The 13,035-nt window shown below is 37.2% G+C and carries 8 protein-coding genes; 3 read left to right on the top strand and 5 right to left on the bottom strand.

The window, feature by feature from the left end; translation table 11 throughout:
• Positions 1-82: 82 nt before the first annotated feature.
• Positions 83-373 carry an HU family DNA-binding protein gene (locus OLM58_RS09870; RefSeq protein WP_007805026.1) on the top strand — a complete coding sequence of 97 codons (291 nt, stop codon included), beginning with the start codon at positions 83-85 and terminating at the stop codon, positions 371-373.
• Between the two features lie 390 nt (positions 374-763).
• On the top strand, positions 764-2,308 hold the full coding sequence (locus tag OLM58_RS09865) for a ribonuclease E/G (protein WP_017497253.1): 1,545 nt from the start codon (positions 764-766) through the stop codon (positions 2,306-2,308).
• A 175-nt stretch (positions 2,309-2,483) separates the two neighbouring features.
• On the opposite strand, the gene OLM58_RS09860 is transcribed toward OLM58_RS09865, so the two are convergent.
• The 4 genes from OLM58_RS09860 to OLM58_RS09845 all read right to left on the bottom strand — a co-directional run bounded on the left by OLM58_RS09860 (position 2,484) and on the right by OLM58_RS09845 (position 11,774).
• Positions 2,484-3,056 carry a Crp/Fnr family transcriptional regulator gene (locus OLM58_RS09860; protein WP_070905856.1) on the bottom strand — a complete coding sequence of 191 codons (573 nt, stop codon included), beginning with the start codon at positions 3,054-3,056 and terminating at the stop codon, positions 2,484-2,486.
• A gap of 43 nt (positions 3,057-3,099) precedes the next feature.
• Complete coding sequence (locus OLM58_RS09855; protein ID WP_070905857.1) at positions 3,100-3,324, bottom strand: DUF2798 domain-containing protein; 225 nt, start codon at positions 3,322-3,324, stop codon at positions 3,100-3,102.
• Positions 3,325-3,438: 114 nt separating this feature from the next.
• Positions 3,439-5,814 carry a penicillin-binding protein 1C gene (gene pbpC, locus OLM58_RS09850; protein WP_264532147.1) on the bottom strand — a complete coding sequence of 792 codons (2,376 nt, stop codon included), beginning with the start codon at positions 5,812-5,814 and terminating at the stop codon, positions 3,439-3,441.
• Positions 5,815-6,107: 293 nt separating this feature from the next.
• A complete protein-coding gene (locus tag OLM58_RS09845) occupies positions 6,108-11,774 on the bottom strand; it encodes an alpha-2-macroglobulin family protein (RefSeq protein WP_264532146.1) in 5,667 nt (1,888 codons plus the stop codon).
• A 147-nt stretch (positions 11,775-11,921) separates the two neighbouring features.
• Here OLM58_RS09845 and OLM58_RS09840 point away from each other — a divergent pair, with 147 nt between their 5' ends.
• The gene (locus OLM58_RS09840; protein ID WP_264532145.1) at positions 11,922-12,536 is read left to right on the top strand and encodes a hypothetical protein; all 615 of its coding nucleotides are present in this window, start codon (positions 11,922-11,924) and stop codon (positions 12,534-12,536) included.
• Here OLM58_RS09840 and OLM58_RS09835 read toward each other — a convergent pair whose 3' ends face one another.
• Positions 12,537-12,980 (bottom strand): nucleoside deaminase, encoded by a 444-nt coding sequence (locus tag OLM58_RS09835; protein WP_264532144.1) that lies wholly within the window; start codon positions 12,978-12,980, stop codon positions 12,537-12,539.
• Positions 12,981-13,035: the final 55 nt, after the last annotated feature.

Below are 13,035 nucleotides of genomic sequence, written 5' to 3'. Positions count from 1 at the left end.
CTTGATTAATTATTTTTTTAATTCTTATATTTGCAAACTCAAAAAAATAGTACACCATTTATAAAATAAAATAGGAAAGAAAATGACGAAAGCAGATATCGTAGCGAAAATTTCGGAGAAACTAGGTCTTGAAAAAGGAGATGTTCAAGCAACAGTTGAAACTTTTATGGAAGAAGTTAAAACTTCACTAGAAACTGGAGACAATGTTTACCTAAGAGGTTTTGGAAGTTTTATTGTAAAAACAAGAGCTGAAAAAACTGGTAGAAACATTTCTAAGAACACCACTATCAAAATTCCAGCACACAATATTCCTGCGTTTAAACCTGCAAAAGTTTTTGTAGAAGGAGTAAAAACAAATAACGAAGCAAAGTAATACTATTAATTAATTATAAAATCGACACGATATGCCAAGTGGTAAAAAAAGAAAGAGACATAAGGTAGCTACTCACAAACGTAAAAAAAGAGCGAGAGCTAACCGTCACAAGAAGAAAAAGTAGTTTTAAACTACTTTTTTCTTTTTAAACGTTCATTGAAATTGGAATTGAGTCTCAGTAAACAGTCACAGTTTGCAGCCTAAAACTGTTAACTGCTACTGCTAACTGCTTACAAAAATTCCCCCGGGTTCAATACCTGTTAAAAATATTGTTTAATCCATCTGTAAATAAGATTTTAGATCTTAGATTTTAGATTTTAGATTTTTCTTAAAGTCTATGCTCTTTTCTCTATACTCTATTTTCTGAAAAAACAGATAAAAATTTACAGTGTGAATAAAGAATTAATCATTAGATCTAGTTCTGAAGCCGTAGATTTTGCCTTATTAAAAGATGGAAAACTAATTGAATTACACAAAGAAGAAGAGAAAAGCAACTTTCAGGTTGGTGATATTTTTATTGCTAAAATCCGAAAACCAGTTGCCGGACTTAATGCTGCTTTTGTAAATGTAGGCTTCGAAAAAGACGCTTTTTTACATTATCACGACTTAGGTCCAAACTTAGCTTCCCAACTGAAATTCATAAAACTTGTAAGCGCAGGTAAAATAAAAGATTTCTCCCTAAAAACCTTTCAGTTTGAAAAAGAGATTGACAAAGATGGCATCATTACTGATATTTTAAGTGCCAATCAATCTGTTTTAGTTCAAGTTGTAAAAGAACCTATATCGACCAAAGGCCCAAGGATAAGCGCTGAGCTTTCACTGGCAGGAAGATTTATTGTTCTCGTTCCGTTTTCTGACCGTGTTTCTATTTCTCAAAAAATAGAAGATAAAAAGGAAAAGGATCGTCTAAAAAAACTTGTTCTATCGATCAAACCTAAAGGATTTGGTGTTATTGTTCGCACAGTAGCCGAAGGCAAAAACGTAGCCGAATTAGAAAAAGATTTGCAGAACCTGCTTGGCAGATGGACTGCAATGTGTAAAAAATTACCAACTGCTCATCATCCCTCAAAAGTATTAGGAGAACTCAACAGAGCTTCTTCAATATTAAGAGACGTTTTCAACGATACCTTTAGTGGTATTCAAATAGATGATGAAGAGTTGTACCATCAAACGAAGGAATATCTGCAAGAAATTGCACCTTCAAAACAATCGATTGTTAAGTTTTATCAATCAAATGACACTCCAATTTTTGAGAAATACAATATAGAGAGACAAATCAAAACTTCTTTTGGAAGAACCGTCTCCATGAGTAAAGGTGCTTATCTTATTATCGAACACACTGAAGCTCTTCACGTTATAGACGTAAACAGCGGAAATCGTTCAAATAAAGCAACCAACCAGGAAGACACTGCCATGGAAGTGAATATGATTGCCGCCGCCGAAATTGCCAGACAACTTCGTTTGCGTGATATGGGCGGAATAATCGTAGTTGATTTTATCGATATGTCTAATCCAGAAAACAGGAAGGTTTTGTTCGACTTCTTGCGAGAAGAAATGAGCGACGATAAAGCAAAGCATAAAATCTTACCGCCTAGTAAATTTGGATTAGTTCAGATTACCAGACAACGCGTAAGACCAGAAGTTAATATTAAAACCAGAGAAGAAGATCCAAACAATGAACATGGCGAAATTGAAGCGCCAATTTTAATCATTGATAAAATCTCATCTGATTTAGATAGAATTCTAAAAACCCACAAAAAAGTTGTGCTTAATGTACATCCGTTTGTGGCTGCATACCTCAGTAAAGGTTTTCCATCATTACGTTCAAAATGGTTTTTTGAACATAAGAAATGGGTGAAAATCATACCTCGTGACGCTTACACGTACTTAGAATACCATTTCTATGATAAAAAAGGAAATGTTATTTCAGAATAAAAAACAAAAACCGCCTTTCGAAAGACTGGCGGTTTTTTTGTGCGCTTTTTTACGTATTCCCAAAAAAACATTTTGGATACGACAGTCAGCCTGAGCGGAGTCGAAGGCTTTCTCATTAAAGAAGGGCTTCGACTTCGCTCAGCCGGACACGCACACACAATAATCTTGTAAAAATTTAGTAACGCTTAGATTTTAGTCTACTTAATGTTTCTTGTGAAATATTCAGGTAAGTTGCTACTATTCGATTGGATAAACGCTGAATAATTTGGGGATTTATACTCATTAGCTGTTTGTATCTTTCTGTTGCATCAAGAGTAAGAAAAGACATGAGTCTATTGGTATTATTTACATATGCTTTTTCTAAATAATAACGATAGAACTTCTCCCAAGCCGGAATAACTTCCAATAGATAATAAAAATCGCTACTCGAAATGTATAACAGTTCCGTTGGCTCTAACGCCTGAATAAATTCTAAAGACGGCTCGTTTGAAATAAAACTGCATAATGCTGTTGCAAAATTATTTTCGAACGCTAAATATCGTGTCGCTTCCTGTCCATCTTCAGTAATAAAATAGATTCGCAAACAACCGGAACCAACAAAAAAACTTCGTTGGTTGGTTTGCCCATGAACCACTAATAGTTCATTCTTCTCTGCGGTTGAAGATTTAAAGTAAGAAAGAATTACAACCAGCTCTTCCTCGGTAACCGTTATAATACTTTTGATATAATTTGCGAGTTGCTCTTTCATTTCTTAATTTCTTCTAATTGTAAACCTAAAAACATACTACAGATTAGGACCCTGTAGTTGTCTTTTCTGCTAGTTTTCTGGCATTTGGAATAATGATAAAGGCTGCAATATAGGCAACAGGCAGCATCACACTCCAAGCTTTCAAAAACTTTAAAAACCAATCTTCTCCAAATCCATAATTGCGCATTAACCCTACAAATGCCATAATTAATGTCATTGGAATTACAACAAACAATGTGTTGATGTACTTAAAATACTTTTTGTTCATTTTAAAATTTATTTAATATTAATTGAACACAAAGGTGTATAAACCCAAAAGTATAAAGTTTGATATAAATCAAAAAACACTTTTAGGACCAGAATTATATTCTTTATAAAAATCTTATTCCCTCACTATTTCAATTTTTCGTCTGATTTCATTGCCAGAAGCATCTACCACTGTGATATAATGCGTTCCCGAAGTTGGCGTAACCGGCAATTCGTGAAAAGTTTTTGTGGTGGCTTTATAAACGTCATCCACGTACCAAAAAAGCTCTTTTTCTCTTTCGGAATAGGCTACTTTTAAAATCACGGGCTGAACTTTGCTATTAAAATCTTTGGTTAAATAAATTTTACCATTGGTTTTGGGATAAATAAAATCCATTGTTGTGGTTTGTGTACCCTGACAGCCTTCTTTAAACGGAGGCAAAGGCAAGTACTCAATATGCTGACTCTTGTAATACCATGCCATAACCGGAGGTAAAACAAACCAGTTTTTTGTCACAATATTATCAATACTCTCACAACTGCTGTTTACCTGAAACTGTCCGGTTGAATTGAGATGAACCGTTTTGTGATACGGACAAACACTGGTCGATTTCCCTTTTTTGGGAACCCATTGCTTTATTTTCGGACAGCCGTCTTTGGCCAAATAGCCGCTTAAACGACACACCTCAACTTCTGCTAAATCTTTATAAGGCGTTTGAAACCATCTTTGTCTTGGCAGTAAATTAAAAACATCAAATAAAATCGGTGCGGCACTTGTAACTCCTGTTAAAGTAGGCCTGCCCTCGCCTGTTGCATTCCCAACCCAGATTCCCACCACATATCTTGAATTTGTACCAATTGCCCAAGCATCGCGATTACCAAAACTGGTTCCGGTTTTCCACGCAATTTTAAGAGAGCTGTCGTAAAACTTCCAGGCTTCATCTCCTTCCGGTCTGTTGACCTCTTCCATGGCATTGTAAGCTGACCAAATTGATCCGGCACCCAAGATGTTCTTCTGATCACTTTCGGAACCAAAATCGGGTTCAAAATTGCTCTTATAATTTAATTCCGTAAATTCATTCGTTCGGTATTGTGCCTGATTCTTAACATAATAATTTAATGTGGAAGACAGATTTGCATACGTTCGGCATAAATCCCACAAATTACTTTCGGCCCCTCCTAAAATAAGAGACAATCCATAATGATCGGGTGTTTTATTGATATCCTTCAATTTAAACTTTTGCAATTCCTCATAAAATTTATTCACGCCAAACTCCTGCAGCATCAAAACCGAAGGGATATTGAGAGAGCGCGACAGAGCCCGATGTGCCGGAACCGCTCCGTCAAAGGTCAGATTGAAATTTTGCGGGGTATACCCTGCAATCTGCGTTGGAATATCGGCAACTAAAGTATTCGGCAGTAATTCACCATCGTCCAGCATACCTGCATATAAAAGAGGTTTCAAAATACTCCCCGTACTTCTGGGTGCTTCGATAATATCAACATCTTTTTGATGGTCTTTATCGGTTGGAGCATTCCCCACGTAACTGATTACATTTCGATTGGAAACATCAATGACCAAAATCGCCAGATTGTGTACTTCATTCTGCTTGTATTGATTGTAATAATATCTCGCGATTTGATTAACTCTGTTTTGCAGCGCATAATCAATCGTTGTCTTTACCCTTGTTCCTTTCTGATCTTTAGCGGCTCTTTGCAATAAATGAGGTGCTATCTGAGGTAAATCGTACGGTTTTTGAGGCAACGGTTCTTCAATGGCAAGTTCATACGTTTGCTGATCAATTACGCCCTCTTTATGCAGTTTAAGAAGGAGTCGGTTTCGCTTGTTTAATAATTTGATTTGATTTTTTCCGGGATAAATCAGACTCGGTGCATTAGGTAAAACCGCCAGTGTAGCATTTTCTGCCCACGACAATTGATTAGACTGCACGCCAAAATAACGCCACGAAGCCATTTCGAGCCCGACAACATTTCCTCCAAATGGAGCATGGGCCGCATATAACTCGAGAATTTCATCTTTAGAATATCCCAATTCCAATCGCGTGGCGAGAATCATTTCGATCAATTTTTCAAAATAGGTTCTTCCTTTTCCTTTTCGGGACAATCGGATGACTTGTTGCGTCAGTGTGCTTCCGCCGCGAACTACTTTTCCTGCTTTTTGGTTCTGTTTGATGGCATTTACCATCGCAACCGGATTAAAACCGGGGTGTTTATAGAAATACTCGTCTTCAAAATAAACAATACATTTCTTGAATTTATCCGGTACACTGTCCTGCGCCGGAAAACGCCATTGTCCGTCAGGAGCGATTTTTGCTCCTAACAGCTCTCCTTCTTTACTTTCGATAACCGTTGAGTACGGCTCTTTAAACAATGTTCGGGGAATGGAGAAATAATAAATCAGCAAGAGCACAAATGCAATTGCTGATTTTATTTTGTTCTTTTTAATCCAGTTTATAATGCGTTGTGAAAACGCGATAAGTTTCTTTTTCAACGTAATATTTATTTAACCGCGAAGTCGCTACGTTATTCGCTAAGTCCGCAAAGTTTTTTTGCTCGCAGATTCCGCAGATTTGGCAGATTTTATTTTATCTGCCTGATCTGCAAAATCTGTGTGAAACTATATTTTACGACAAAGTACACAAAGTTTATTAACCACAGATTGTACAGATTAACACCGATTTTTTTGCCACGAATTCTCGAATTAATTTATAATAATTTAGATTCGAGAATTGCTTTGCCTCTTCGCTATCGCTCGAGTCGTGACGAAAAATCATGACCAATAATTTATTTCACAACCTCAACCCAGAATCCTTTTGTTCGGGCCAGGAAGGTGTTGTCGTACATCGCTTCGCACTGCAATCCCGGTAAATAATAATTCCCTAAATAGGATGCATTCAACAGAATTCTGAATACTTTGGTTTCTCTGGATTTCATTCCAAAATAGAAGTTGGTTCTGTCGTCGCGAATATCAATATAGTCCGCAATATTATTGACTGCATCACCGTAGTCTGTAAAACGGGTATTAACGATTTCAAATCCTGAAGGCAAGATTTGTGACAATGCCACATTCTGAACGCTTTCATTTCTTTGGTTTCTAACCGTAACTTCGGCAACAAATTCAGTTCCCTGACTGATTTTCGAAACATTAATAACACCACCTTTTCTGTTTTTGAAAACAATAGTAGCAGAAACATCACTCTGAATCGCATTTTCCTGTCCGATTGGTAATATTCCGGTATTTAAAACTCTAACGTAAACCGTGTTATTTTTAAGATTCTTCAGGACAACACTATTAGCACCTGTCTGAACTGTTAAACTTCTGTCGGCAATTGTTTTTTGTGTATTTATAGTTTCCCCTTTTCCATTTTTACTGAATTGAAGATTAATTCCTTTAGGTCCATTGCCCGCAGCAAATTTAGACATGGCATACAGGCAATAAGCAGTTGTTTGCGTGCTCATCCATTGGTTGGTCGACATTTCTTTAGCCAATTTAGAAGCCATAGTGAATGCTTTTTGTTTTTGTCCTAAAAGCAGCATCGTTTCTAAAGCCATCGCTCTGTTTCTCTCGCTTGATCCATAATAGTAATAATTGTACTCGCTGGACTCGTTATCAATACTGGTGCGCAATAATAAATTTTGCCCTGCCGATTTTTGTCCGGCCAAAACATAGGCAGCGGCCAGACGAAGCATACTTTCGTTTGAGATGCCTTTTGTTTCGCGCAATCTGTTCATCGACGACAAATCTGCATTGCCAGCCAGCGCCAGCGTATACAATCGGTAAGCCTGAGCAAGATCATTACCGTACTTAGGTTCAAAACGCCATTGTTTGGCTTCTCTTTGCTGATAAGAAATCCATTTTGATTTAAAGTTAATCGGTAAAACATAACCTTTTTTCTCTGCTTCAATCAGGAAATGTCCAGCATAAGAAGACCCCCAATCATCGGCAGTGGTGCTTCCCTGCCAATAAGTTAAGCCTCCTGATGGCAATTGAAAACTTCCCAACTTGCTAATTCCGGCCGTTATATTCTTTTGAATGATTCCTTTTCGGGTATTGTCCAAATCAACAATATCACTTAAGAACAACTGTGGAAAAACAGACGAAGTAGTTTGCTCTACACAGCCATGCGGATACTGAATAAGATATTGCAGTCTTCCATTGAGATTAATCGTTGGCATTGATGAAACTTCCAGTCTGGCTTTATTGCTTCCGGAAACTCCAAAGGTCTTCCAGGTAATAGTTTTGCTGCTGTTTGGAGGTAAAACAACATCGGTATATGTATTTGTAACCGGATTAGGATTGGTCATATCGATCTCTACATCATATACTGATTTCTCTTTTCCTGATGTCGCAATTACCTGCACTTTTCCAATTCCGGTAGCAGAACCTACTACCAGATTAAAGTAGGCCATTTTTTCGTCAGGTTGGGCAAAACTCAGACTTTGAGCAGCACTTCCCATTACTTTTAATCCGCCGCTTGTTCTAAGCTGAATCGTTACCTTTTTAATATTCTTTTCGGTAGCAAAAACGGTTACCGGAATAGTTACTTTTTCTGAAGGCGATATTTTTCGAGGCAATGAAGCCAGTACCATCAACGGACTTTTAACCGGTGTTGCTTTTTCGACACTTCCGTAAGCACTTGTACTGGCGTCACCAGCAACGACCATCGTACGAACAGAACCTATGTATTTAGGCAATTTCAACTGATGTGCTTTCGTTTGACCTTTTTCTAATTTGAATGGTCCGTAGTACAACACTACTGGTTTAAATCGGTTGGCTTTTTTGGCTTTACCGCCACCTAAATCCTGATCTCCACCAATACTGAAGATTTGATTTATTTTTCCTCCGTATGCTCCGATCACATCATCATAAATATCCCAGGTTTTAACTCCTAAGGCTTCACGTACATAAAAACTGTCCCAGGCATTTGGTGTTTTAAAACGGGTTAAATCTAAAAGTCCTTCATCTACAACTGCAATAGTGTATGTCATTTCTTTTCCGGTTTTCTCTCCCACTTTTACGGTAAAAGTCTGCTCCGGTTTTAAAACATCCGGCATAGAGAGCGTTGGCGCTAAAATGGTGTTTTTATCCACCACTTCTATCGGAACGATTCCATACATACGAATAGGTGAATCGTTTTTAGTTGAAGCGTGTGGCTGCAAGAGTGTGATGTTAAAATACACGTTTGGTGCCATTGCTGCCGTAATCGGAATTTCAACTTTAGTTTCTCCCTGTTTTGTTTTGGCCCAGATGGTCTGCACCACTTTTGAACCGTTTTCGATCGAAATCAAAGCGCGGCCTCCTTCACTGGAAGGAAAAGATATCTGTGCTTTTTCGCCTACAGCATAATTCTTCTTATCGGTAGAGAATACCAGCATATTGGCTGTAGATGCATCTCTGTTACGGGTTTTTCCAGACCAGATTGGCCAGTCAATATTTACGGTTAAAGCAGTTGCGTGTCCGTCTGTGTGATCGGCAACACGTATCAAATAGCGCCCCCATTCTTCATCGGTTAAAGAAAACTGAATACTTCCTTTTCCGCTGGAATCTGTATTGATCACAAAAGATTTATAAGAAGTGGTTGCATCTGATGAGTTGTAATTTGAAAGATTATCACTGGAAGCGTCCCACCACCAGCGCCAATCTACTTTATACACTTTTACCTCCAGATTTCTCACTGATTTTGGCCTTCCATTTTCATCCACCGTAACAATATCAAAACGGTTGTTTGTTCTGGTTTCCAGCATTCCATATTTGTTAGGTTCCGGTGCTTTTATCCCAACATAAGTTTTGTAGGGTGAATAAGTCGTCGAAATAACATCCGTACTAAAATCACCTCCTTCTTCATATACTTTTGTGATGAAGGCGGCACGCAACATACCGGGAGCCTGCCCTTGTAGCTTTGGGTGGATATCAACCGATGCTTTTCCGTTCTCATTTAATTTTCCGGAGAAAATATTAATTTCTTCTGAACTAAACTGGCGCACCAAATCGTCAAAATTAAACTTCTCATATCCTTTAAATGTGGTAGTCTGCTGCGAAAATTTTGCCTGCATTTCTACATTCAGATTTTTTGCAATGGCACCATGAAGCCAGGTCACTTCAAGTGTACTGGTATTTGGATAAGAGGATGATAATGTTTTTCTGGAGAAATTATTTTTAATTTTTAAACGATTCGGTTTAATCGTTTCGATTTTAATGCTTTTGTAAAACTTGGCACCACCCACACTTATCATTGCTTCCCAATTTCCTGTTGGCGCGTCGGCACTTGTTGGAACGATAAAACTGTAATGATTCAGGTCGTTTGTTTTCTGAATCGTCTGATAAGTTGTTTTACCATTCGGATCATTTAATCTAAATTTAATCGGGTGTGATTTTGGAAGTTTATTCGACGCATCGTTTAAGAGAAAGGACAGATACAAATTATCTCCCGGACGCCAAACACCACGCTCGCCGTAGATAAATCCTTTTAAGCCTTTTTGCAAAGTTTCACCCGCAACATCAAAATTACTTACCGATAACGAATAGCCATCATCCAACTTCACATAAGTGGACTGGTCTCCTAAAGTAACAATAGCAAAGTAAGCAAACTTATTGAGCTGAAACGTAGCAATTCCTTCGCTACTTGTTGCGGCAGTTGCAATTTTTTGCTGTTGAAAGGTGTACAGGTCCACTCTCGCATTCGAAACCGGCTCTGTGGTTACGATATTATTGACTGCAAAGAGATACGATTTATTTTCGCCTCTTTTGGCTATAACCCCTAAATCGGTTGCTAAGATATTTGTCGCAATTCTGGCATTATAGTAGTATGATCCTGTACAAGGATCCTGACTTTCTCTCCAGTCGTAATCGTCATAATAGTAATCGTCGTATGAATTGCCACTGTAGTTAACATCATTTTCATCTACTTCCTCCTCCTCTTCCTCCGAACTTTCTTCGGAGGTTTCACATTTATAAAGGGAATATTTCTTTTTGTAAACAAATTCTACACGGTAAATTGCACCTGGTTCCGGCGTAATGATTTTAGATAAATCGAGAGCAAAGGTGTTCCACTTAGCCGGATTTATCAGTTTGCTTTCGACTAAATTCAGTGTGGTTTTGGCTATGGGTTGTGCCACTTTCTTGAGATTCTGACTTCCGTTCAGTTCATTATACTGCAAAAACTGAAGAATATTGTTCTTGTAAATTTTATACACCTTTACATCAACCGCACTTAGATTGACTGCTTCAAAATTCAATTTCAGGTTGTTTGAACTTGGCAGAATCGTTCCATTTTTAACCAATCGAACGTTAGGTTTTATTTGGTCAAAATTGATTTTCTCGGTATAATTGGCGTCCATCTTTTTGCCGTACTGACTTTCAATTCCCTCAAAAACTTCAAGTAACAATTCTCCCGATAAAACCGCCTCCGGTTCCTCAGTCACTTCTTCATTCTGAACCACTACCACAGCACTATCCGTTGCAACCGCTGCTGAATCGACAATGACAGCTGACGAATCAACTGCTAAGTCTGCACTTTCTTCTACCACTGCCGGAACTTCTTTTTTCTCCGGGGCTGTATTGCTAAAATATACTTTCAGCACATTCCCCTGAGTCGAAAATTTTAAATTGTTTGTATTCTGAATAGAGACCAATCCTTTAAAATCCTGCCCTTTTTCTAAAGGTTCCGAGAAATTAATTAAAATCGACTGATTGTTCCCTTCCGGAATATCGACTTTTACAATTTTAAATTCATTCACACCTGTAATTGGATAATCCAATTGCCCTTTCTGCTCAATATCAAAATCACTTCCATCGTATGCGATTTCCAAATTTGAAGCTTCTAAAAACCGCTGAATACTATCAATTTTGAAACGGAACTCTTTAGCTGTTCCCGTTTGTTTTTCAAATTTAATTTTAACCTCTTTCCCGTTCTGATTGGCTGTAACTAATTTTTTAGCTGTTTCGACATCCATATTATCAGCCGTTTTTAATACGCAGTTCAGATATTGGTAATCTTTACTATAAGATTGAATATCCTCAGTATTGATAGTAAAATCCTGTTTGATGGTTTTAACGGTAAAATTGAACTTTGAAAGTGTTGCTTCTTTCTCTTTCGGAATAGTGATAAGCTTATCTAAGTTTAAAGTCACCTGATATTCTGTTCCTGCTTCCAGTTTTTTCTCCGGAATAAAAGCAATCGTATTGGTTGAGAGTGCTACTAGTTTTCCGCGTACATTTGGCGAGATATCAAATAAATCGTCGTCTAATTCCTGATTAACTTTCCATTCTTTTTTATCAAAAGCCAAAACAACTCTAATATCAGATTCCGAAGAGACGATGCCTCCTGTAAAACTGACAATGTACTCTTTGAATAATGAAAAATCGGAATTGAAATCGGCTGCTGATTTGCGGCCACAGGATTGAAAAATAAAAAACGTACAAAACACGAGAAATAGTCCTTTTACTTTCACTTTTATTTAGAATTACAGGTTTACGAATTTGGAAATTGACAGTTTACTTTAGCTTCTACCGCTATATAAATAAACTAGTGGTGTGTCAATTATATTGCATAAATATAATGTATTTTTCTAAATCTTTTAAGAGGAAAATTCAGTAGATTGAATTATTTAACTTTTGTTGAAAATTCAAAAAAGGTTATTACAAAAACAGTATATTTCGTATATCTTAATATGCAAAAAATGTCCCGCAACGCCAACAACTATTCTACAGAAAATGAATTTATCGTTAAAAACAAAAATACCATTGTATATCTGCTGGGGGTAATTTCATTTCTGATTTTAGTTGCTTTTGCAGACTATTATGTTTTACCCTCTTCGAGAACTAATGATACAATAACCCGGTACCTTATTCGAACTTCAGGAAAATCCAAACAAAAAGTTTCTTATCATTATTTTACACGAACGGGATTTACTTTTTCTACTGCAAAAGAAGGCATTGAAGAAGATAATATTGAAATTGAAACTTCTTTATTATTTAAGTTTGTGACAAAAATAAAATCCAAAACAAGAAATTACACCAATCTTCTTTCAAGCGACTTAAGTATTAATGGGATTCAATTTTACACTTGTCTTATTCTCCTTATTTCAATAGGAATAAGTACAAAAATATTACTTTCAAAAAAAGGCTTTTCAGAAAATACATTTTATAATATCATCTGCTTTAATTGCTTTATGATATTTATATGTGTCTATCTGGGGGGATATTTATTCTAATTATTTCCGTCTCTCTACAAAAAAGCGTTTCATCAAATCGGCAGCTTCATTGGCCATCACTCCGGAAACCACAGTTGTTTTTGGGTGTAATTTGGTTCCCATGGTCATAAAACCGCGTTGTTCATCGCGAGCACCAAAAACAATTTTTGAAATCTGACTCCAATACAAAGCCCCTGCACACATCTGGCAAGGTTCGAGGGTAACATACAATGTGCAGTCTTTGAGGTATTTTCCACCTAAGAAATTGGCAGCAGCGGTTATCGCCTGCATTTCGGCATGAGCCGTAACATCATTAAGCAATTCGGTTAAATTATGGCTTCTTGCAATAATTTTATCGGCAACTACAATGATTGCTCCAACAGGAATTTCGCCTTTATCAAAAGCCATTTCAGCTTCCTGCAAAGCTTTTTTCATGAAGTATTCGTCGGTGAAGGGATTTATCATAAGTGCAAAAATAGTTTTTTTGAAATAATTTCTCCTGAGTTAACGTCAGGAAAGC

This window comes from Flavobacterium sp. N502540 (genome assembly GCF_025947365.1).
In the GTDB taxonomy this organism is placed as follows: domain Bacteria; phylum Bacteroidota; class Bacteroidia; order Flavobacteriales; family Flavobacteriaceae; genus Flavobacterium.
This window is presented reverse-complemented; position numbering and strand designations above follow the sequence as displayed.